General features: G+C 62.8%; 24 protein-coding genes and 1 tRNA gene. 8 read left to right on the forward strand and 17 right to left on the reverse strand.

Translation table 11 applies throughout. The features are described 5' to 3' along the window. Window positions 1–278 precede the first annotated feature (278 nt). Window positions 279–608 carry a hypothetical protein gene (locus AAHM38_RS10285; protein WP_041668355.1) on the forward strand — a complete coding sequence of 110 codons (330 nt, stop codon included), beginning with the start codon at window positions 279–281 and terminating at the stop codon, window positions 606–608. A gap of 76 nt (window positions 609–684) precedes the next feature. On the opposite strand, the gene AAHM38_RS10290 is transcribed toward AAHM38_RS10285, so the two are convergent. From AAHM38_RS10290 to petA, 6 genes are all read right to left on the reverse strand, one after another. Continuing rightward, window positions 685–760: transfer RNA gene (locus tag AAHM38_RS10290), tRNA-Thr, on the reverse strand. Between the two features lie 29 nt (window positions 761–789). Continuing rightward, window positions 790–1,287, reverse strand: a complete 498-nt coding sequence (locus AAHM38_RS10295) for a ClpXP protease specificity-enhancing factor (RefSeq protein WP_012763106.1) — start codon at window positions 1,285–1,287, stop codon at window positions 790–792. Between the two features lie 72 nt (window positions 1,288–1,359). Continuing rightward, window positions 1,360–1,971, reverse strand: a complete 612-nt coding sequence (locus AAHM38_RS10300) for a glutathione S-transferase N-terminal domain-containing protein (protein ID WP_004634649.1) — start codon at window positions 1,969–1,971, stop codon at window positions 1,360–1,362. 150 nt (window positions 1,972–2,121) lie between these two features. Next, window positions 2,122–2,865, reverse strand: coding sequence for a cytochrome c1 (locus AAHM38_RS10305; RefSeq protein ID WP_012763107.1), 744 nt, complete (start codon window positions 2,863–2,865; stop codon window positions 2,122–2,124). 37 nt (window positions 2,866–2,902) lie between these two features. Beyond that, window positions 2,903–4,306: a cytochrome b gene (locus tag AAHM38_RS10310; RefSeq protein ID WP_041668548.1), complete on the reverse strand. Its 1,404-nt coding sequence runs from the start codon at window positions 4,304–4,306 to the stop codon at window positions 2,903–2,905. After that, window positions 4,306–4,914, reverse strand: a complete 609-nt coding sequence (petA, locus tag AAHM38_RS10315) for a ubiquinol-cytochrome c reductase iron-sulfur subunit (protein ID WP_009241960.1) — start codon at window positions 4,912–4,914, stop codon at window positions 4,306–4,308. The genes AAHM38_RS10310 and petA overlap by 1 nt, the downstream gene beginning before the upstream one ends. Before the next feature lie 245 nt (window positions 4,915–5,159). Here petA and mscL point away from each other — a divergent pair, with 245 nt between their 5' ends. After that, window positions 5,160–5,588 carry a large conductance mechanosensitive channel protein MscL gene (mscL, locus tag AAHM38_RS10320; RefSeq protein WP_012763109.1) on the forward strand — a complete coding sequence of 143 codons (429 nt, stop codon included), beginning with the start codon at window positions 5,160–5,162 and terminating at the stop codon, window positions 5,586–5,588. Window positions 5,589–5,600: 12 nt separating this feature from the next. Here the strand turns inward: mscL and AAHM38_RS10325 are convergent, their stop codons facing one another. Further along, window positions 5,601–6,347: a Nif3-like dinuclear metal center hexameric protein gene (locus AAHM38_RS10325; protein WP_012763110.1), complete on the reverse strand. Its 747-nt coding sequence runs from the start codon at window positions 6,345–6,347 to the stop codon at window positions 5,601–5,603. A gap of 19 nt (window positions 6,348–6,366) precedes the next feature. Between AAHM38_RS10325 and AAHM38_RS10330 the strand changes: the two genes are divergently transcribed. Continuing rightward, window positions 6,367–7,581 (forward strand): Do family serine endopeptidase, encoded by a 1,215-nt coding sequence (locus AAHM38_RS10330; RefSeq protein ID WP_012763111.1) that lies wholly within the window; start codon window positions 6,367–6,369, stop codon window positions 7,579–7,581. Between the two features lie 443 nt (window positions 7,582–8,024). On the opposite strand, the gene AAHM38_RS10335 is transcribed toward AAHM38_RS10330, so the two are convergent. After that, entirely contained in the window at window positions 8,025–9,149 is a 1,125-nt protein-coding gene (locus AAHM38_RS10335; RefSeq protein WP_103519360.1) for a porin, read from the reverse strand. A gap of 333 nt (window positions 9,150–9,482) precedes the next feature. Then, window positions 9,483–10,625: an ABC transporter substrate-binding protein gene (locus tag AAHM38_RS10340; RefSeq protein WP_012763113.1), complete on the reverse strand. Its 1,143-nt coding sequence runs from the start codon at window positions 10,623–10,625 to the stop codon at window positions 9,483–9,485. A gap of 120 nt (window positions 10,626–10,745) precedes the next feature. Between AAHM38_RS10340 and AAHM38_RS10345 the strand changes: the two genes are divergently transcribed. The 5 genes from AAHM38_RS10345 to AAHM38_RS10365 all read left to right on the forward strand — a co-directional run bounded on the left by AAHM38_RS10345 (window position 10,746) and on the right by AAHM38_RS10365 (window position 17,186). Then, window positions 10,746–11,447, forward strand: a complete 702-nt coding sequence (locus AAHM38_RS10345) for a response regulator (RefSeq protein WP_012763114.1) — start codon at window positions 10,746–10,748, stop codon at window positions 11,445–11,447. After that, complete coding sequence (locus AAHM38_RS10350; protein ID WP_012763115.1) at window positions 11,444–12,970, forward strand: sensor histidine kinase; 1,527 nt, start codon at window positions 11,444–11,446, stop codon at window positions 12,968–12,970. Before AAHM38_RS10345 ends, AAHM38_RS10350 begins: the two co-directional genes overlap by 4 nt. Before the next feature lie 125 nt (window positions 12,971–13,095). After that, window positions 13,096–14,202, forward strand: coding sequence for an ABC transporter substrate-binding protein (locus AAHM38_RS10355; RefSeq protein WP_012763116.1), 1,107 nt, complete (start codon window positions 13,096–13,098; stop codon window positions 14,200–14,202). 94 nt (window positions 14,203–14,296) lie between these two features. Further along, window positions 14,297–16,108, forward strand: coding sequence for an ABC transporter permease (locus AAHM38_RS10360; protein WP_012763117.1), 1,812 nt, complete (start codon window positions 14,297–14,299; stop codon window positions 16,106–16,108). Further along, a complete protein-coding gene (locus AAHM38_RS10365) occupies window positions 16,101–17,186 on the forward strand; it encodes an ABC transporter ATP-binding protein (protein WP_009241950.1) in 1,086 nt (361 codons plus the stop codon). Before AAHM38_RS10360 ends, AAHM38_RS10365 begins: the two co-directional genes overlap by 8 nt. An 87-nt stretch (window positions 17,187–17,273) precedes the next feature. Here the strand turns inward: AAHM38_RS10365 and tatC are convergent, their stop codons facing one another. The 8 genes from tatC to hisA form a co-directional block, all read right to left on the reverse strand. Continuing rightward, a complete protein-coding gene (tatC, locus tag AAHM38_RS10370; protein ID WP_009241949.1) occupies window positions 17,274–18,077 on the reverse strand; it encodes a twin-arginine translocase subunit TatC in 804 nt (267 codons plus the stop codon). A 61-nt stretch (window positions 18,078–18,138) separates the two neighbouring features. After that, window positions 18,139–18,651 (reverse strand): Sec-independent protein translocase protein TatB, encoded by a 513-nt coding sequence (tatB, locus tag AAHM38_RS10375; RefSeq protein WP_009241948.1) that lies wholly within the window; start codon window positions 18,649–18,651, stop codon window positions 18,139–18,141. Between the two features lie 21 nt (window positions 18,652–18,672). Beyond that, complete coding sequence (tatA, locus tag AAHM38_RS10380; RefSeq protein WP_009241947.1) at window positions 18,673–18,930, reverse strand: Sec-independent protein translocase subunit TatA; 258 nt, start codon at window positions 18,928–18,930, stop codon at window positions 18,673–18,675. A gap of 62 nt (window positions 18,931–18,992) precedes the next feature. Next, window positions 18,993–19,367 (reverse strand): DUF4870 family protein, encoded by a 375-nt coding sequence (locus AAHM38_RS10385; protein WP_009241946.1) that lies wholly within the window; start codon window positions 19,365–19,367, stop codon window positions 18,993–18,995. Window positions 19,368–19,398: 31 nt separating this feature from the next. Further along, window positions 19,399–19,773, reverse strand: coding sequence for a phosphoribosyl-ATP diphosphatase (locus tag AAHM38_RS10390; RefSeq protein WP_009241945.1), 375 nt, complete (start codon window positions 19,771–19,773; stop codon window positions 19,399–19,401). Continuing rightward, window positions 19,766–20,188, reverse strand: coding sequence for a phosphoribosyl-AMP cyclohydrolase (gene hisI, locus AAHM38_RS10395; protein ID WP_012763118.1), 423 nt, complete (start codon window positions 20,186–20,188; stop codon window positions 19,766–19,768). Before hisI ends, AAHM38_RS10390 begins: the two co-directional genes overlap by 8 nt. Next, window positions 20,185–20,961 (reverse strand): imidazole glycerol phosphate synthase subunit HisF, encoded by a 777-nt coding sequence (hisF, locus tag AAHM38_RS10400; RefSeq protein ID WP_004634609.1) that lies wholly within the window; start codon window positions 20,959–20,961, stop codon window positions 20,185–20,187. The genes hisI and hisF overlap by 4 nt, the downstream gene beginning before the upstream one ends. 47 nt (window positions 20,962–21,008) lie before the next feature. Beyond that, window positions 21,009–21,752 carry a 1-(5-phosphoribosyl)-5-[(5-phosphoribosylamino)methylideneamino]imidazole-4-carboxamide isomerase gene (gene hisA / locus AAHM38_RS10405; RefSeq protein ID WP_004634607.1) on the reverse strand — a complete coding sequence of 248 codons (744 nt, stop codon included), beginning with the start codon at window positions 21,750–21,752 and terminating at the stop codon, window positions 21,009–21,011. Window positions 21,753–21,777 lie beyond the last annotated feature (25 nt).

Genomic DNA, 21,777 nt, shown 5'->3' on the forward strand with positions numbered 1-21,777 from the left:
ATACCCCGCAAACCCACGACTGGTGCGGAATTGGCTTGCGGGCGCCATTTGCAAGCATCTTGGTCACATCAGAAAATACTCCCCCTAAGTACGCTCGTCACCGCACAATGCACGTGCCTTTTTGCGATGTGCTGAACAAATGTCGTAGGCATTCGCACCCGGCTGCCGCGCCTGCTTAACTGACCCTGTAGATAGGCTCCGCGACAAACCGAGCGCACCGCGCTGCTCACGCATCGCACTCGGCCGCACACCACTTCAAACATCGAAAGAGAGGTTGTATGACGCGCATTGCATCGATGCTCATGGCAGTTGTCGCCCTTGCAAACTTGGCCGGATGCTCGACGGCCGGCAGCGAACAAATCCAGAACGGACGCGAGGCATCCATGGCTGAATACAACCAACCGGCAGGCACATGCCCGGCCGCCTCTGGTCCAGACGACACACTCATCGGCAAATCCGAGCAGGACGCATCGACGCTGCTGAACGGCTGCCTGTGGCGCGTCAGCGAACGGGACGGCAAGGCGTTGCCGGGCACGATGGACTATCGGGGAGAACGCCGTAATCTGGGTATCCAGGACGGCAAGGTGATTTGGGTGCGACGGGGTTGAGGTTTCCCCTCGCGCCGCAAGGCATTGTGGACGGACAAAGAAAAAGCGGCTTCCTTTCGGAAGCCGCTTTTGCATTTGGTGCCGGCTGCAGGACTCGAACCCGCCACCTGATGATTACAAATCAACTGCTCTACCAGATGAGCTAAGCCGGCAAAGAAACGCGATTCTAACCTAACACGCGTTACTTGACGACCTTTAGCGCGGGCTTTCCACCGATGCGTGGCACGTTTGGCGGAGTGGGCTCGTCTTCCGGGCCTGTTTCCGCTTCGGCGGGGACCGGCGCAGGTGCCGACTCCGAATCCACCGCGGCCAGCTTGGGCGGCGGATTGTTCTCGCGTTCGGTCGCCGCCGGGGTCGTCGGGGTGCTGCGCTCCACCGGGAATGCCATACCTTGACCGTTCTCGCGCGCGTACACGGCGAGCACGTTCTCGATCGGCACCTCGATCTTGCGAGACACGCCCGAGAAGCGTGCGTGGAACGTGATCCACTCGTTGCCCATGTCGAGCTGGCTGGTCGCGTCAAAGCTCACGTTCAGCACAATCTCGTCGTTCTTGACGAACTCGCGCGGCACGTTGGTACTGTTGTCGACGAAGACAGCGATGTACGGCGTAAAGCCGTTATCCGTGCACCACTCATAGATGGCTCGGATCAGATAGGGCTTGGTGGAGGTTTCCGACATGATGAAATCAGTGACCGTTGGGCTCGGCCGCGCGCAGGCTCAGCCCGGGCACGGCCCGCGACCCGGCGGCGATCAGCGGCGCATGACCTTTTCGGACGGCGTCAGCGCTTCAATATACGCCGGACGGCTGAAGATACGCTCGGCGTATTTCATCAGCGGGGCGGCATTCTTCGAGACCTCAATACCGTAGTGGTCCAGGCGCCACAGCAGCGGCGCGATCGCCACGTCGAGCATCGAGAACTCTTCGCCCAGCATGTACTTGTTCTTCAGGAAGATCGGAGCGAGCTGCGTGAGGCGGTCACGGATGGCCGCACGGGCCTTCTCGTGATTCTTCTCGGCAGCCTTGCCCTTTTCGTTCTCCAGCACGGACACGTGCGTGAACAATTCCTTTTCGAAGTTGAACAGGAATAGGCGGGCGCGGGCGCGTTGCACCGGATCAGCCGGCATCAGCTGCGGGTGCGGGAAGCGCTCGTCGATGTATTCGTTGATGATGTTCGACTCGTACAGAATCAGATCGCGTTCAACCAGGATGGGCACCTGGCCGTACGGGTTCATCACCGCGATATCTTCCGGCTTGTTGAAGAGATCGACGTCGCGAATCTCGAAATCCATGCCCTTTTCGAACAGGACGAGGCGGCAACGCTGCGAGAACGGGCAAGTGGTGCCCGAGTACAAGACCATCATGGTTGTAGTTCCTTGGCGCATGGGCCGGGGGCGGCCCGATGACGGTACAACCGCGGCGACAAACAGCGTCTCCGCGGCACAAACTGCGAAAAGGCAAAGGGCTAGGACCAGTTCCCCACCGGCCTAGCCCTTGCCCGGAAAACACGGATTTTACTTGATGTCCTTCCAATAGGCCGCATTCAGGCGCCAGGCCAGCACGAAGAACACGCCAATGAACAACAGTACCCAGACGCCGAGACGCTTGCGCAGGTTGCCAGCGGGCTCCGCCATCCAGTCCAGATAGCTGACCAGATCGGCCACCGCCTGGTCAAATTCGACCTTGTTCATCTTGCCCGGCACCGATATCTCAAGGCCAACGAGCTTCTTCTCGGCCTCGCCGTGCTCGGACTTCACTTCGGCGTACTTCGGCACTTGCTGGCCTTGCAGCTCCCACAGCACATGCGGCATGCCAACCTTGTCGAAGACAAGGTTGTTCCAGCCGGTCGGACGCGTGTCGTCTCGGTAGAACGTGCGCAGGTAGGTGTAGAGCCAGTCGCTGCCGCGCGCGCGGGCGATCACCGACAGGTCCGGCGGTACGGCGCCAAACCACTTCTTGGCGTCCTCGCGGTCCATGGCGATGTGCATCGTGTCGCCAACCTTGTCTGATGTGAACAGCAGGTTCTGCTTGATCTGCTCCTCGGTCAAACCGATGTCGCGCAGACGGTTGTAGCGCATGGCGCTGGCGCCGTGGCAGTTCAGGCAATAGTTGACGAATAGCTTGGCGCCGCGCTGCAGTGCAGACGTGTCGCTGGACTGGTTGGGCGCCGGATCGAGCGGCACGCCGCCCTCATTGGCCATCACGGGCGCGGCAAACACGAGACCGGCCAAGGCGAAAATCGCAAGCAGCTTTTTCATTCTTGTGTCCTTCATGGGTCCTTGTGCGCGGGCTCTATCAGTGCGGCGTGAACGTGACGCGCTCAGGCACTGGCTTGAACGTCCCGATCTGGCTCCAGATCGGCATCGCGAGGAAGAACGCGAAGTACAGAATGGTGCCGATCTGCGAGATGATCGAACCGACCGGGCTCGGCGGCTGAATGCCCAGGTAACCCAGGACCGCAAAGGCGATCACGAAGAGGATCAGCAGCGTCTTGTGGAAGCCCGGGCGATAGCGGATCGACTTGACCGGCGAATGATCCAGCCACGGCAGGAAGAAGAAGATCACCACCGAGCCGCCCATCACGACCACGCCCCAGAACTTCGCGTCAATGAAGGCAAAGCCCAGCGCCAGAATCACGGCCACAGCCACGGCCACGCCCTTGACCTTCATGCTCTTGGAACGCGCGAACAGCAGCCCCAGCATGATTGCGATGAAGCCCCACAGCCACGGCAGGAAGTCCGACGTAGTCGCGCGCAGCATCGAGTAGAACGGCGTGAAGTACCAGACCGGCGCAATGTGTGGCGGCGTCTTCAGCGAGTCTGCCGGGATGAAGTTGTTGGCTTCCAGGAAGTAGCCGCCCATTTCCGGCGCGAAGAACACGATCGCGCTGAAGATGAACAGGAACACCGCCACGCCCACGATATCGTGCACCGAGTAATACGGGTGGAACGGAATGCCGTCGAGCGGAATGCCGCGCTCGTCCTTCTTGGCCTTGATCTCGACGCCGTCCGGGTTGTTCGAACCCACTTCGTGGAGAGCGATGATGTGCGCCACCACCAGGCCCAGCAGCACCAGCGGCACCGCAATAACGTGGAACGAGAAGAAGCGATTCAGCGTCGCGTCCGACACCACGTAGTCGCCGCGGATCCACAGCGACAGGTCCGGGCCGATCAGCGGGATGGCCGAGAACAGGTTCACGATCACCTGCGCGCCCCAGTACGACATCTGGCCCCATGGCAGCAGATACCCCATGAAGGCCTCGGCCATCAGGCACAGAAAGATCAGACAGCCGAAGATCCAGACCAGCTCGCGGGGCTTACGGTACGAGCCGTACAGCATGCCGCGGAACATGTGCAGATAGACGACGATGAAGAACGCCGAAGCGCCGGTCGAGTGCATGTAGCGCACCAGCCAGCCCCACGGCACCTCGCGCATGATGAACTCCACGCTCGCATAGGCGACGGGGATGCCGGCGGCGTTGAGTGTGCCGTCCGGCTTGTAATTCATCACCAGGAAAATGCCCGTGACGATCTGGATCACCAGCACCAGCAGCGCCAGCGACCCGAAGAAATACCAGAAGTTGAAATTCTTCGGCGCGTAGTACTCGGACAGATGCGCCTTCCACAGCTCCGATGCCGGGAAGCGTGCATCGATCCAGCCCAGCAGCCCGGTTGTCTCCACCTTCTTCTCGGCCATGATCAAGCCTCTCCTTTCTCGTCTTTACCGATCACCAGCTTCGTGTCGGACAGGAACATGTACGGCGGAACGTCGAGGTTCTGGGGCGCGGGCTTGTTCTTGAACACGCGACCAGCCAGGTCGAACGTGGAGCCATGGCACGGGCAGACGAAGCCGGGGTCTCCAGCGAGCTGCACGTTGGCACCTGCGGGAAACGGACCAGATGGGGAGCAGCCGAGATGGGAGCAGATGCCGACCACGACCAGCAGGTCCTTGTGCTCGGCACGGGAGCGGGTTTCGTTCTTGCAATAGTCCGGCGTCTTCATGGTGAAGGGCACGTCGGACTTGGGGTCTGCAACTTCGTTATCGGTCTTCTTGAGCGACTCCAGCATGTCGGGCGTGCGTTTGAGCAGCCAGACGGGCTTGCCGCGCCATTCCACCACCTTCATCTGGCCCGGGGCCAGGTCGCTCACGTCCGCCTCTACGGGCGCGCCCGCTGCGCGGGCTTTTTCAGATGGTGCGAATGTGCAAACGAAAGGGGCCGCAACTGCAACCCCTCCCACACCACCAGCCACGGACGTCGCAATCAATAGATTGCGGCGACCCTTGTCCACGTTTTGCTGGTCACTCATTCAAGACCCCAGGGTGAGAAATCAAGATAGATTCGCGTCAACCAAAAATTATACCCGAGCGTACCTAGCCAACGGTAGCGGTCGCGGGGGGCGGTCGTTGCGGATATAGTGGACGCACCGATTGCCCGCCAGCCCAATCCAGGCAAGGCTTCGGCATGTCTCTTGCAACCTCGCTTTCTACAATTCAGGTCAACCGTTCGCCAGCTTGACCGTTTGTCTCGAATCAAACAATCCGGAGAAAACCGATGGCACTGATGCAAGACTTCAAGAAATTCGCGATGCGCGGCAACGTGATCGACCTGGCAGTGGGTGTGATCATCGGTGCGGCGTTCAGCAAAATCGTGGATTCGCTCGTCAATGATCTGATCATGCCGCTGATCAGCCGCATCGTCGGCAAGCTGGATTTCTCGAGCCTGTTCATCCAACTCGCAGAGGCGCCCGCTGGTGTGCCGCATACCCTGGCGGATCTGAAGAAGGCAGGCGTGCCGGTCTTCGCCTACGGCAATTTCATCACCGTGGCGGTCAATTTTCTGATTCTCGCGTTTATCGTATTTCTGATGGTGCGCGCCATCACGCGCATGATCGACGCCAACCCACCGGCAGCGCCCGCCGAAACACCCGAAGACATTCAACTGCTGCGCGAGATTCGCGACAGCCTGAAGAACAAACCGTAATCACACGTCCGATCACACCGGATTCGGGATATCGATGAAGGTGTGACGCACACCGAAGCGCTCGGCCAGATGAGTGCCGAGCGCCCGAACGCCACCGCGCTCGGTGGCGTGGTGACCCGCACCGATATAGGCAACACCCGATTCACGCGCAAGATGCGTGGTCTGCTCCGACGCTTCACCGCTCAGATACACGTCTACACCGGCGGCCACCGCAGCATCAAACCAGCCTTGCGCCCCGCCTGTGCACCAGCCGACTGTACGCACCGGACAATCCTCCTCACCGATCACGAGCGGCACCCGGTTGAGCCTTGCCGACACCGTCTGCGCAAAGGCACGCAGCGTGGTAGGTGCGGCGAGCGCGCCAATCCAACCCAGTTCATCGTCGCCGAACCGGCCTTGGGGCGAGATGCCCAGCAAGGCCCCTAGCTGCGCGTTGTTGCCCAGGTCAGGGTGCGCATCGAGCGGCAAGTGATATGCGAACAGGTTGAGATCGTGCGTCAGAAGTTGCTTCAAGCGCGCATGCTTCTGGCCTACGACACGGCCATCCTCGCCCTTCCAGAAGTAACCATGATGCACAAGGATGGCGTCCGCACGGGCTGCGACGGCAGCCTCGATCAAGGCCAGGCTGGCCGTCACGCCCGTCACGATATGGGCAACGCTTTCGCGCCCTTGCACCTGCAGACCATTGGGGCAGTAGTCCCGAAAACGGGCCGCCTGCAACAGGTCGTTCAAGTACAATTCAAGTTCTTTTCGATCCATTTGGACTCAACTTCGCTCTATGTTGCGCCGCTTTTGGCTGTTTTTTGCGCAAGCCGTCACGGTCGTCCTGGCCGTCTGGTTTGTGATCGCCACGCTCAAGCCTGATTGGCTGCAGCGCGGCAGGGTCGCAGTGCAATCCGGCTCGCCCATCGTCGCGCTGAAGGAAGTCGCGCCGATCGGCCACGGCGGCACCTCCAGCAACTCCTACGCAGAAGCGGCCAAGGTCGCGATGCCGGCGGTGGTCAACATCTTCAGCAGCAAGAACGCGCCGAAGCGTGGCACCAACCCTCAAGCCAGCGCCGATCCGTGGTTTCGCTTCTTCTTCGGCGACCGCGCTCCCGAGCAGCGCCAGGAACCGACGGCCAGCCTCGGCTCTGGTGTGATCGTCAGTTCAGAAGGCTACATTCTAACGAACCACCACGTGGTGGACGGCGCTGACGAAATCGAGGTCGCCCTGACCGACGGCCGCAAGGCCAACGCGAAGGTGGTCGGCTCCGATCCCGAGACCGACCTGGCCGTCCTCAAGATCAATCTTCCGAATCTGCCTGCCATTACGCTGGGCCGGCTGGAGAATGTGCGCGTGGGCGACGTGGTGCTCGCCATCGGCAACCCGTTTGGCGTGGGCCAGACGGTGACGATGGGCATTGTCTCCGCACTGGGACGCAGCCACTTGGGCATCAACACCTTCGAGAACTTCATCCAGACCGACGCCGCGATCAACCCAGGCAATTCGGGTGGCGCCCTCGTTGATGCCGACGGCAACCTCCTCGGGATCAACACCGCGATCTACTCGCGCTCGGGCGGCTCGCTGGGCATCGGCTTCGCGATTCCGGTATCGCTGGCTAAGCAGGTGATGGAGTCGATTATCTCGACCGGTAGCGTGGTCCGCGGCTGGATCGGTGTTGAACCGCAAGATGTGACGCCGGAAATTGCCGAGTCGTTTGGCCTGTCGCGCAAAGATGGCGCGCTGATTGCCGCCGTGGTCCAAGGTGGGCCGGCGGACAGGGCGGGCCTGCGCCCGGGGGACATTCTCACGAGCGTGAATGGTCAGCCGATCCTGGATACGACGGCGCTGCTGAACAGCATCGCGCAGCTGAAACCCGGTGCGGAAGCCAAGGTGACGGTGTCGCGCAAGGGCAAGGCGGTAGAACTGACCATCGTTGTCGGCAAACGTCCGCCGCCAACGCGCCGCAACGTACCGATGCCCTCGCAGGACGACGAAGAACAGCAGTAAGCAGCAGGCTTCGGAATAAAAAACGGCGGCCAAATGTGCCGCCGTTTTTTTTCGCGCACGCTTGAGCGTCAAGCCGGCATATTGATGAGGTGAGAAGCCACCTCGATGCCGCCCTCCGCCCGACCGGCGATTTGGCGTACCAACAACTGCGCTGTGTGGATAGGAGCGCCTTGTCCTGCGTGGCCAGACAGGCGGCGCGTCTGGGCGTATGCCGAAACACGGCAGTGAGCGTGACGCCCCGCCCCCGCTTCGCCCGCGTCAGCACCATCAGCGGAGACATCTTGCACATAGGCGACAGTCACGTCGGCATCAGCCAAGCCAACCCCGGATACCGCCTCGGTCATATAGAAGCACGCGAATCGTTCGCACAAAGAAAAACGCCGACCCCTTTCGGGATCGGCGTTTAACCGTTTAATTCGATGCGCCCTTACGAGCGCGTCGAATTAGAACTTGTGGCGGATACCAACGGTAGCGCCGAACTGGTTGGCGTTGCCAGCAGCCGGGCTCGAGTACACGTTCTGGTTGCCGAAGTTGGTGCTACCCAGCGTCGTACCGGCGTACGAATCGGTCGTGTTCAGGTTGAGCACGCCCAGGCCCGAACCGCTGCTGTTCTTAGCATAGGCCAGGTTGAAGTACGCGTCGGTGCGCTTCGACAGAGCGTAGTCGGTGCCGACCACGAACAACCACGGGTTACCCGCGTTGCTGTTCTTGAACTGTTGGTAGTAAGCCGTACCCGTCAGCGTCAGAGCCGGCGTAGCTTGGTAGCCAGCGCCCAGCCAGTACAGGTTCGAGCGCAGGTTGCCGTTGCCAGCAACGGTTGCGAAGTTGGCATGGTACCAACGGTAGCCAGCGTACAGCTTGGCCGGACCAAAGGCGTACGTGCCAGCGATCGTGGCGCGTTGTTCCTTGTTGTCTGCCGTAGCAATGGTCGTCTGGTTGGATTGGTCGTACACAGCACCAACCGAGAACGGGCCACCAGCGTAGTTGGCACCCAGGCTCCACTCACGGCCCAGCTTAGGCAGACCAGGTTGCTCGTTGCCATCGCGGTTGAACGAGTACAGAGCCGAGACGCTCAGGCCACCGAACGTGCCGATGTACTTGACGGCGTTGTCAGCGCGGCCAGAGAAGAACGCGTCTTGGTTAGCCAGACCGTAGCGCGAAGCGATCGCCATCGGGTCATAGATCAGCGAGAAGTCGTACAGCAGGTTCTGCTGACGACCCAGGGTCAGTTGACCCCACTGGCCTTGCAGACCAACGTAAGCGTTACGACCGAACAGGCGGCCACCTTGGGCCGACTTGCCGTCGTCGATGGTGAAGCCGCTTTCCAGGTTGAAGATACCCTTCAGACCACCGCCCAGGTCTTCAACACCACGAAGGCCCCAACGCGAGCCCGACAGGCCGCCCGAATCCAGGCCAACGCGCGAGCTACCGCCGCGGTTGCCGTTCGGCACCTTGTTTGCGTAGGTCAGACCAGCGTCGACCACGCCGTACAGGGTCACGGAGGATTGTGCATAGGCGCCACCGGCGGCCAGAGCTGCGACAGCAGCTGCAAACAGTTTCATCTTCATATCGACACTTTCCTTGTCAACTGATTGGGAAATCTTGACTGTCCTTATGGACGACGCAGATACCTCACGTCTGACCGCATTATGTGCCAGCGTTGACTGATTCCGGAAACCCTTTCTGGCTCTGGGCCGCGATTTGCGGCCAAGTTGTTGCTCATGGGCAACACGCGCCCAGCCCCATTGAGAGGGGGACGCGACCCGCTTGTTGCGCGGTGGCACAGGGGTTGGCGGGCGATTGTCACCCTCTTCCTGCGCAACAAATTTGGCAGTCGGTGACAGTTCTGAATTGTCGCCTTCGCACCACGTTATGGCAATAAGTGCTTCTTTATCCTCTTTTTATCGGCCGAGTGCGGCGTGCCATCGCTTTAGGAAATCGGCACGGCGGAGCTGATCTTGATGGGCGAGTAAACCCGGGCCAACGGGAATGGGCCGATGCGTGTTTCCCAGTTCGGCGAGCAGGCGCTTCGCAGTGAGCCCGGTCTCAACGTCCTGGCGCAGCGAAAACAAGAACGCACGGTCTGCCATCACGCTCTGGCCATCGCGGGAGAGCATGAAGTCGAGCCAGAGGCGCGCGGCGTTCGGGCGGGCAGCGCGCCGCGCAATAAAGGCGACGCGCGTCGCGACCAGCGTGTAGTCGGTCGGCATCTTGATGGCGAGCGCCGGATTGCGATCGGCGTAACGCGCGGCATAGGATCCGATCACGTCGTACGCGAGCAGGCTTTCGCCGGAAGCGACGCGCTCCAGCATCGCGGCCGTGGTGATGTACAGGTTGACGTTGACACCACCCAATGCCTTGGCAACATCCCAGAACACCGGCGTTGTGCGCGCATCTTCGGCGGCGAACAGGAAGGCGGAGCCGGAGTGTTCGATGTCGTAGGAGGCGACCCGACCGCGCAGCAAGTCACGATGGCTATTCAGAATGCGAGCGAAGTCGGCGTGGGTGGATGGAATCAACTCCGGCGGCAGCTGCCGCGTGTTGTAGACAAAGACGACCGGCTCGTAGCTCGTGCCGTACGCCTCGTTCTTCCAGATCGCCCATGATGGCAGGTAAGGCCGCTCGGGCGATGCGTAAGGAAGTGCGTGGCCGTCGTTCACGAGCTTGAACTGTTCGGGCATGGCCGAGCTCCAGACCACATCGGCGCCCGGCGACTTGGCGGCGAATTCTGCGAGGAAGCGGCGGTAGATATCGTCACTGTTCTGCTCGCGGTAGTCGACGGTGATGCCGGGGTAGCGCGTTTCGAAGGCGCGGATCAGCGGGTAGGCGGCAGAGAAATCCGTCGTGGAATACACCGTGACACGGCCTTCGCGACGCGCGGCGTCGATCATCACACCGTAATCGCGCGGGTAGTACGACGGCAGCTCCGGGGCTTGGCGGGCCAGCCATTGCCCGTGCGCCCCGCGCGCGACGGCGCCGCTTGCAGCCAGCAATGCGGCGGTCTGACAAAGCCAGCGGCGACGGGAATTGGGGATGGACGACATGCTGGTTGGAGCGCATCTGTGCGACGCGTCAGGTGGACGGAGTGATCGGCGATGTGGCCGAGATCAAGGCGCCACGCATTATCATGAAAAAGTAGCCAGAACGATATTGAGAGACACCCGATGCGGATTTTGCTGGTGGAGGATGAGGAAGAATTGGCCGCATGGCTGGCGCGCGCGCTGGCGCAAAGCGGCTTCGTGATCGAGCGCGCCGCTGATGGCGTCATCGCCGAAGCCTTCCTGGGCTCCGGAGAATTTGACGCAGTGGTGCTGGACCTGCGCTTGCCGCGCAAGGATGGCTTTGCCGTGCTGGCCGACATGCGCGCGCGCGACGATCGCACGCCGGTATTGATCCTCACCGCGCAGGGCGCACTGGATGAACGCGTGCGCGGGCTCAATGCCGGCGCGGACGATTTCCTCACCAAGCCGTTCGCGTTGTCCGAGCTGGAAGCGAGGTTGATGGCGCTCATCCGCCGCAGCCGCGGCCGGGCGTTTCCGCGTCTGCGTTGCGGGCCCCTGGAGTTCGACACCGGACGCAAGGCATTCCTGCTGTCGGGCGAGCCGCTGGCGCTCACGCCGCGTGAGCACGCTGCGCTGTCCGCACTGCTGCACAAGACCGGCCAGCCGATCAGCAAGGTGCATTTGTTCGACAAGGTCTTCAACCTGGACAGCGATTCGAGCCCCGACGCGGTGGAGGTGGTCGTGCACCGCCTGCGCAAGAAGCTGGCGGGCACGGGCGTGCAGATCGTCACCGTACGGGGGCTGGGTTACCTGCTCGAAGCCGGCGATGGTGAAGCGCCCGCCGCCAGCGACAGCAGCGCATGATGCAGCGGCCCGCCTGGCTTCGGCTGCCGCGCAGCCTGAAACTCACGCTGCTCTGGTTGCTGCTGCCGGGACTGGTAGGTGTGCTGGCGATCGACATCGTCTCGGCGTACCAGGCGCTGCGTGGCGCGACCGATCGCGCCTACGATCGCGCGCTGCTCGGCTCGGTGCGCGCCATCGAGAACGGCGTGACGATCGAGCGCGGGCAGGTTCAGGTCAACGTGCCGTACGTGGCGTTGTCCATGTTCGAATCCACCGCGCAGAGCAATGTCTATTACCGCGTCGCTTTCGAGCCCTTGCCGGGCAAGGCGCCCGAAGCCGCGCTGACCGGCTACGACGATCTGCCGTTGCCCGTGACGCGGCTGGAGAACGACACCCCGCTCTTCTACGACGCGACGTACCACGACGAGCCCGTACGCGTGGCCGCCGTGGCCAAGCCGCTCTATCAACCGGGGCTGCCGGCGCGCATCGTCATTCAGGTGGCAGAAACCATCGAGACGCGGCGCGCGCTGCAGCAGGCGGTGTGGCGCGGCACGCTGCTGCGCGATGCAGCGCTGGTGGCGGTCAGCGCCGCGCTGCTGTGGCTCGGCGTAACCGTCGCGCTGCGGCCGCTCAATCGCCTGGCACGCAGCATCGGCGTACGTGCATCGGACGACCTCCGCCCGCTCGATGCCACGGACGTGCCCGCCGAAGTCCGCCCGCTGGTCGATGCGATCAACCACCACATTCATCGCTATGCCGAACTTGCGGAGGCGCAAAGCCAGTTTCTGGCCGATGCGTCGCACCAGTTGCGCACGCCGCTGGCCGTGCTGCTCACGCAAGCGGAATACGCACTGCGCGAAACCGACCCGGTGCGCGTGCGCGAAAGTCTGTCCGCCATCATCGCGCGCCTGCAGTCGACGAACCGGCTGACCACACAGCTGCTCGCCCTCGCCCGCGCCCGGCATGCGGGGCAGGATGCGCCAGCCGAAACCTTCGACCTGGGTGATTTGGCACGCGACGTGGTGGTCGATGCGCTGCCATTGGCGCGTGAAAAACAGCAGGACCTCGGGTGGGATGACGGCGGCCTCGTCATGGCGCTGCCCGTCATCGGCTATCCGGCCTTCCTGCGCGAGGCGCTCTCCAACCTCGTGCACAACGCCATCCGCTACACGCCGGCCGGCGGACGCATCACCGTACGCGCCACGGCTGACGGCGATGCCGCGCTGGTCTGCGTGGACGACACCGGGCCGGGCATGAACGCCGACGAGCGCGCACACGCGTTCCAGCGCTTCCGCCGAGCGCACGAGGGCGCAAGTCACTCGGGTAAACCCAAAGTCGCGCCCAAAGACGCCCGCTACGCCGCCGAAGGTTCCGGCCTTGGTCTGGCCATCGCGCGAGCCTATGCAGCGCGTAGCGGCGGGCAAATCGAGCTGGCCGACGGGGAGCGGAACGAGCAGGGCGGCGTTGGCTTGTCGGCGCGAATCCGCGTGCCGCTGGCGGATGCGGCAGCCTCGACCGAGCATGCTGCGACGCAACAGCCGTAATGAAAGCGTGGCGAAAGCGCGCGATTTCTATAATCCGCCGCACCTGGGGCCATCCGTCCAAGCTACAAGCAACACGCCATAAGTAGCCGGCCCCACACCATCACAAGCAAACAGGAGACAAACCCATGCTTCGTGGACGCTTTACGCCTGCGCACGCCGCTCTCGCTTCAATCGCAGCTGCCGCATTGACCCTCAGCGCCGCCGCCTTCGCGCAAGTCCCGGCCGGCTACCCCGCCAGCTATGCCGAAACCATTGCCGCCGCCAAGAAGGAAGGCAAGGTGGTGGTGTATGCGACGACCGACACCAAGGCCGCCGACCCGCTGATCAAGGATTTCGAGTCGCTCTACCCCGGCGTGAAGGTCGAGTACAACGACATGAACAGCAGCGAGTTGTACAACCGCTTCATCAGTGAGCAGGCTGCCGGCGGCGCCTCGGCTGACATGATGTGGAACTCGTCGATGGACTCGCAGCTCAAGCTGGCGCAGACCTACGCGATGAAGTACGACTCGCCGGAAGTGCCGAACGTGCCGAAGTGGGCTGTCTACAAGGGCCTGGCCTACGGCACGACGTACGAGCCCGCCGTGTTCCTGTACAACAAGCGCCTGATCAAGGATTCGGAAGCGCCGCAAACGCACGCCGATTTCGCCAAGCTGGTCGCCAGCCAACCCGAGCGCTTCAAGAACAAGGTCACGACGTACGACATCGAGAAGTCGGCCGTGGGCTTCATGATGGCTGCGCAGGACAATCTCGATTCGCCGCAGTACTTCGACTTCGTCAAGGCAGTGGGCCCGAACCTGGTGCTGCAGTCCTCGACCGGCACGATGATGGAGCGCGTGGCCTCGGGCGAAAACCTGGTGGCGTACAACATCCTGGGCTCGTACGCGATTGCACGCGCCAAGAAGGATCCGTCGATCGGCATCGTCTATCCGAAGGACTACACGCTGGTGGTGTCGCGCGTGGCGATGATCGCCAAGAAGGCGAAGAACCCGAACGCGGCCAAGCTCTGGCTGGACTACATCCTGTCCAAGCGCGGCCAGGAAATCCTCGCCAACAAATCGGATCTGCACTCGCTGCGGGACGACGTGACGGGCGAAGCCACCGCCGCCGGCCTGAAGAAGATTCTCGGCAACAGCATCAAGCCGATTCCGGTCGACGAATCGATCCTGGCGTTCCTGGAACCCAAGAAGCGCCTGGACTTCATCAAGCAATGGCGCACCGCCGCCGGCCGTTGATCTGAGACCTGATCCGCAGTTCACCGGCACACCTATCATCTGACCGACCTGCCGGCGCCATCCGTATCTGGCGCCGGTTCCTTCTGGAGGCACCATGCGTTCTCTAGCGCAAGACCGTGCCGCCGCTCGCCAAGCCACCCTCAAGCGCTCGCCCTGGACGCGTGTGGGACAGGCTTTGCCGCGCGGCGTGGTCATTCTGCTTACCGCGCTGGCGATTTTCACGCCGCTGGCGCTGATCTTCTACCAGAGCTTTCTTTCTGCGCCGTTCTTCATGCCCGACGCGCTGGCGGGGCTGGATGCGTATCGCTTCATCTTTACGGATTCGGACTTCTGGCACGCCTTCGAGAAATCCGCCGCGCTCGCTCTCGGGCTGGCGGTGATCTCGGTACCGCTGGGCGGCATCCTGGCGTTCCTGATGGTGCGTTCGGACCTGCCGGGCCGCCGCATTCTCGAACCGCTACTGATGATTCCGGTGTTCGTCTCGCCGATGGTGCTGGCGTTCGGCTACGTGGTTTCCGCCGGCCCGGTGGGCTTCTACACCGTGTGGTTCAAGAGCCTGTTTGGCGGTGCGCCGTGGAACGTGTATTCGTTCACCAGCATCATCATCATTGCGGGCCTGACGCACGTGCCCCACGTGTATCTGTATGTCTCTTCAGCGCTGCGCAGCCTCGGTTCGGATGTGGAAGAAGCCGCGCGTATCGCGGGGGCATCGCCGCTGTCGGTGGCGCTCAACGTGAGCCTGCCGATGGTGCGCCCGGCCCTGCTGTACGCAGCCGTGCTGGTGATCTTCCTGGGCTTCGAGGTCTTCGGCCTGGTGCTCGTATTGGGCGATCCGGAAGGCCATCTGGTGCTCGCCACGTACCTGTACAAGCTGACCAACAAGCTCGGCACGCCGGCCTATCACCTGATGGCCGCCGTGGCGGTCTGCCTGGTGATGGTGACGTTCCCGCTGGTGCTGCTGCAACGCTACATGCTGCGCTCGGCCAATCGCTTCGTCACCGTCAAGGGCAAGGTCACGCGCAGCCGCCCGCTGCCGCTGGGCTCGTGGCGCTGGCCGGCCTGGGCTGTCGTGGTGCTGTGGTTCTTCGTGACGGTGGTGGTGCCGCTGTCGGGCATCGCGCTGCGCGCCTTCGTATCGAACTGGGGTGAAGGGGTGTCGCTGGTGGAGGCCTTCTCGACCACCGCGTTCCAGCAGATCTTCGCGCAGCCGCAATTCCTGCGCGCCATGGTCAACACGGTACTGATCGGCGTAATCGGTGGCGCCATCGCCGTGGCTTGCTACACCTGCATCGGCCTGGCCATGCACCGCAAGCCGGATGGCTTGACGCGCTTCCTCGATTACAGCGTGCTGGTGCCCCGTGCCATTCCGGGTCTCCTGGCTGGCCTGGCGTTCCTGTGGGTGTTCCTGTTCGTGCCCAACTGGATCGAGACCGGCCTGACCGACAGCGGCCTGCCGTTCGCCAACTGGATCATCGAGAACGTCGTGCCGAGCCTGCGCGACCTGCGCAGCACGATTTTCAGCGTGTGGATCGCCTACACGGTCGTGTGGCTGGCATATGGCCTGCGGCTGATCTCGGCTGCGCTGCTGCAAGTCGGTCCGGAACTGGAAGAGGCGGCACGCTCGGTCGGCGCCACCCGCGCCCGCACCACGCGCGACGTGACGGTACCGCTCACGCGCTACGGCCTGCTCGGCGCGTGGCTGCTGATCTTCCTGATTTTCGAGCGCGAGTACTCGACCGGTGTGTATCTGCTGTCGCCGGGCACCGAGACGATCGGCTCGATGCTGGTTTCCCTGTGGGCGGGCGGCGCCATCGATATCGTTGCCGCGCTGTCCTTCGTCAATATCGTGCTGGTGGCCGTCGGCCTCGGCATCGCACTGCGTTTCGGAGTGAAGCTCCATGATTGAACTCACTGTCAACGACCTGCACCTGCAATACGGCAACAACCCGGTTCTCAAGGGTGTCTCGATGCAGCTGCACAAGGGCGAGGTCGTCTCGCTGCTGGGCCCGTCCGGTTCGGGCAAGACCACGCTGCTGCGAGCTGTCGCCGGCCTCGAACAGGCCAGTCAAGGGACCGTCCAGATCGGCGATCGGGTCATGTTCGACGGCGCCAAGAAGCTCGACGTGCCGGCAGAAGGGCGCAACCTGGGCCTGGTGTTCCAGTCGTACGCGCTGTGGCCGCACAAGACCGTGGCGGAGAACGTCGCCTACCCGCTCAAGCTGCGCAAGACGCCCGCCTCGCAGATCAAGGAACGCGTACAAGCCGTGCTGCAGCAACTGGGCCTCGGCCATCTGGGCGAACGCTTCCCGAGCCAGCTCTCCGGCGGCCAGCAGCAACGCGTGGCGATTGCCCGTGCGCTGGTCTACAACCCGCCCGTGATCCTGCTCGACGAGCCACTGTCGAACCTCGACGCCAAGCTGCGCGAAGAAGCGCGTGCGTTCCTGCGCGAGCTGATCGTCCGCCTGGGCCTGTCGGCCCTGATGGTCACGCACGACCAGAGCGAAGCGATGGCCATGTCCGATCGCATCCTGCTGCTCAACAACGGCGTGATCGAACAGCAAGGGACGCCCGAAGAAATGTACGGCGCGCCGCAGACGCTCTTCACCGCCGAGTTCATGGGCAGCAACAACCGTGTCAACGGCAAGATTGCGGAAGTGCGTGATGGCATGGCCCGCCTGGTAGACGAAACGGGAGGTTGGTCGCTATGGGGCGTGGCGCGCGGTGATCTGAAGCCGGGTGCTTCAGCACACGGCGTGATCCGGCTCGAACAGGTTCGGGTGGGCATCGACAACGCCGACAACACCATCCACCTGCCGCTCGCCACGCGCATGTACCTGGGAGACCGGTGGGAATGCCTCTTCCGCGCCACCGACGACAGCGGCGCGACGGGCACAGGCCTGCGCGCCTACTCCGCCAGCGCGCCCAGCGACGGCAAGTACGCGCTGACCTTCCCGCGCGAACAGTTCTGGCTGTACGCCGCTTGAAGCAACAGCAGTAACCGCCGATTCATCGGCAACAAAAAAAAGGCAGCCTCGGCTGCCTTTTTCTTTGGCTGATACTGGACCGGTCGGTCAGTCCTTCACCACCGGCAGGTGCTCCGGATTGTTTTCCGGTGCCGTGGTGTTACGGATGAAGATGGCCGCCAAGATCAGCCCCAGCTCATACAGCAGCCACAGCGGCACCGCCAGCAGCAACTGCGACATCACGTCCGGCGGCGTCACAACAGCGGCGATCACGAAGGCGCCGACCACCACGTACGGCCGCGCCTGCCGCAGCTTCTCCAGGCTCACGATGCCAAAGCGCACCAGCACCATCACCACCACCGGCACTTCGAAGGTGATGCCGAAGGCAAGGAACGTCGTCATGGCGAAGCTCAGGTACTTGTCGATGTCGGTGGACATCTCGGCACCCAGGGGGGCGTTGTAGTGCGCCATCACCTTGAACACCGTCGGAAAGACCAGGAAATATGCAAACGCCACGCCGCACAGGAACAGCACATAAGTGCTCACCACCAGCGGCATGATCATCCGCTTTTCGTGCGTGTACAGCCCCGGCGCTACAAAACGCCAGATTTGATATAGCACCCAAGGCAGTGCGATGAGGAAGGCAGCCAGCAGCGTTACCTTCATCGGCACGAAGAACGAGCCGGTGACGTCGGTGACGATCATGTGGCCGTTCTTGGGCAACGCCTGGATCAGCGGCCGCGAGAACAGGTTGAAAATATCCGGCGCCCAGTAGACCAGGCCCAGAAAAATCAGCAGCACGCCGGCACCCGCCTTGACGATGCGCTCACGCAGCTCGACCAGGTGCGAAATGAAGGTTTCCTGCGCGCCATCCTCGGGCGACTCTTGCGGATCGAGCGGAGCGGCACTCATGTCGGGTGGAAAAGAGAGAAGTCAGGACGCGGCACCGCAGACACGGCTCGCGCCCGGAAGATCATTCGAAGAAGGAGCGCGCACGCGACTGTGCGGCAACGATGGGCGGACGATGGCGCTTGACGCGTGCCGCACCCGATTGCGCCCACATGCGCACGCCCTGCTTCTGGCGGTACCACTTGGGCATCGAGAGCTGCTTGTTGCGCCAGCTGTTACGGCCGTTGCGCGACTTGCCCGGCGCGGGGCGCCAGTCGGGCGCGGAGGTCGACGTCTGGGCCGGGTCACCCAGCGCCTCGTTCAGGCGCTCGTTGATCTCCGTCGTGTGTTTGCTGACCTCCTGGTGGATGGTCTGCTCCACATTGCGCGCGGCCTGCTCGAAGTCGGTGCGCATCTTGCGCAGTTCCTCGAGCTCGATTTCGCGGCTGACCTCGGCCTTCACATCGGCGATGTAGCGCTGTGCGCGGCCAAGCAAGGCGCCAGCGGTGCGCGCCACCTTGGGAAGACGCTCCGGCCCGATGACGACGAGCGCCACCATGCCAATCAGCGCCAGCTTGGAAATGCCGAGATCGATCATCGGTCAGCGGGGCGTCTGTGTTCAGCCTTGCTTGGACTTGTCGCGCGCTTCGACGTCGATCGTCGTCGAATCGTGCAGCTCGCGCGGCGGCTGGCCGGCGGTCTGTTGTGGTTGTTGCGAACCGGCCGGCTTGTCTTCCTGACCTTCGCGCATGCCGTCTTTGAAGCCCTTCACGGCGCTGCCCAGATCCGAACCGATGTTGCGCAGCTTCTTCGTGCCGAACACCATCATGATGATCACCAGCACGATCAGCCAGTGCCAAATGCTAAAGGAACCCATGTCCTACTCCCACGTAAATACGGCTGGCGGCGCCGCAACGATGGCGGCGCCATTGGTTGAGTTTACGGATTTGCGTACATCGGCTTGCTGTCATTCAGATACAGCCAACCTTTCACAATACGATACAGCATCCAGATGCCCAGAGCCCACAGCACGGCAAAGCCGATGAAGGCGACGGGAATGAGCAGCACGCCGACAACACCCCAGAGTACGCACCACCAGAACGAACGGATTTGCCAACGAAAGTGCGACTCATACAGCGTGCCGCGCACATCGTCACGCTTGACATAGCCGACGATGATGGCAATCAATGCAGTGATACCGCCGGTCAGCCAAAAAATGGCGTAGAGCGCATACAAAATATGCGTGAGGCGACGCAGCCCGGCTAGGCGCTCCGCGTCGTCCGTCACCACCACTGCCGCTGCGTATTTGTCCACACTGCCTCCCTGCGACGATTCGTCACCGTAGTCAGTCACCCGCCGCGTCGCGCGCCTGGGACTTGCGCAGTGCCTTCTCTTCGAGACCCGAAAGCCCCTCTCTGCGGGCCAGTTCGCTCACCACGTCATCCGGCGTGAGGTCGAAGTGCGATAGCAGCACCATGGTGTGGAACCACAGGTCGGCTACTTCGTAGACGACTTTGCTGCGCGCCTCGGCGGTCATGCCCGCGGCCCGGGCATCCTTGGCGGCCATCACGGTCTCGGTGGCCTCTTCGCCGATCTTTTTGAGGATGGCATCGTCGCCCTTGTTGAACAGGCGCGCGATGTAGCTCTTTTCCGGGTCGCCGCCGTTGGCGAGCTTGCGGGATTCGAGCACCTCGCCCAGGCGGCGCAGGGTGTCACTCATGATTGTGGCCGGGCTTGCCGGCGTAAATGTCGTCGGGGTTCTTGAGCACCGGCTCGACGGTGTGCCAATCGCCGTCTTCCACATTGCCTTCGAACTTCTGGAAAAAGCACGCGTGGCGGCCAGTATGGCAGGCGATGCCGCCGATTTGTGTGACGCGGAGCAAGATCACGTCTTCATCGCAGTCGAGGCGGATCTCGTGCACCTTCTGGATGTGGCCGGACTCCTCGCCCTTGTGCCACAAGCGCTTGCGCGAGCGCGACCAGAACACGGCCTCGCCGGTTTCCACCGTCTTCTGAAGCGCCTCGCGGTTCATGAAGGCGAACATCAGGACGTCATTGCTGCCCTGCTCCTGCACGATCACCGGCACCAGGCCGTTGTCGTCCCAGTGGACCTTGTTCAGCCACTTCTTGCTCATGATCCGATCCGTACTGGAATGCCTTGCTCTGCCATGAATTGCTTGGCCTGGCCAACGGTGTATTCGCCGTAGTGGAAGATGCTGGCGGCCAGCACCGCATCGGCGTGACCTCGCTGAATGCCGTCAGCCAGATGCTGCAGGTTGCCCACGCCGCCCGAGGCGATGACCGGAACCGGCACTGCGTCCGACACGGCGCGCGTGAGTTCCAGATCGAAGCCGGCCTTGGTGCCGTCCCGGTCCATGCTGGTCAGCAGGATTTCGCCGGCGCCGCGCTGTGCCATTTCACGCGCCCATGCCACGGCGTCCAGGCCCGTGCCCTTGCGGCCGCCGTGCGTGAAGACTTCCCAGCGCGGCGCTTCGCCTTCGGCCGACACCTTCTTGGCGTCGATGGCCACGACGATGCACTGCGCGCCATGGCGGGCACTGGCGTCCGACACGAGCTGCGGATTCGCCACCGCCGAGGAGTTCATGCTGATCTTGTCCGCACCGGCATTGAGCAGCCGTCGCACATCTTCCAGCGCACGCACACCGCCGCCCACCGTCAGCGGAATGAACACCTGCGACGCCACCGCTTCAATGATGCCCAGCATCAGGTCGCGCCCGTCGGAGGTGGCCGTGATGTCGAGGAAGGTGATTTCGTCGGCGCCCTGCTCGTCGTAGCGGCGTGCGATTTCTACGGGGTCGCCGGCGTCGCGCAATTCGACAAAGTTGACGCCCTTGACCACCCGGCCGTTGGTCACGTCCAGGCAGGGGATGATTCGTTTGGCTAGCATGATGGGTCGGACGCCGGAGCGCCCGTTGTGCACGGCTGGATCAACAATCAGGCCGCGCCGAGTTTGTCCGCGAGGGCTTGCGCTTCCTTGAAGTTCAGGTCGCCGGAGTAGATCGCGCGACCACAGATCACGCCTTCCACGCCATGCTCTTCGACTGCGCACAGGTGGTCGATGTCCTTCAGGTTCGACAGGCCGCCGCTGGCAATGACAGGAATCTTCACCGACTGCGCCAGCTTGACGGTGGCATCGATGTTGATGCCCTGCAGCATGCCGTCGCGGCCGATGTCGGTGTAAATGATGCCTTCGACGCCGTAATCCTCGTACTTCTTCGCGAGGTCAACGACTTCATGGCCCGAGAGCTTGCTCCAACCGTCGGTCGCCACCTTGCCGTCCTTGGCATCGAGCCCGACGATGATATGGCCGCCGAACGCCGTGCATGCGTCCCGCAGAAAGCCCGGGTCCTTGACCGCCGCCGTGCCGATGATCACGTACGACAAGCCGTCGTCGAGCCAGCGCTCGATGGTGCCCAGATCGCGGATGCCGCCGCCGAGTTGCACGGGGATCTCGTCGCCCACCTCGGCGAGGATGGCCTTGACGGCCGCCTCGTTACGCGGCTTGCCCGCGAAAGCGCCATTCAGGTCGACGAGGTGCAAGCGGCGCGCACCCTGCTCGACCCAATGCCGCGCCATGGCAGCGGGGTCTTCCGAGAATACGGTGGCTTGATCCATATCGCCTTGTTTGAGGCGCACACACTGACCGTCCTTCAGGTCGATGGCCGGGATGAGCAGCATAGTCGTAACGACAAAGTTGAGGGGG

Source organism: Ralstonia sp. OTU4908, assembly GCF_038440115.1.
GTDB classification, from domain to species: Bacteria; Pseudomonadota; Gammaproteobacteria; order Burkholderiales; family Burkholderiaceae; genus Ralstonia; species Ralstonia pickettii.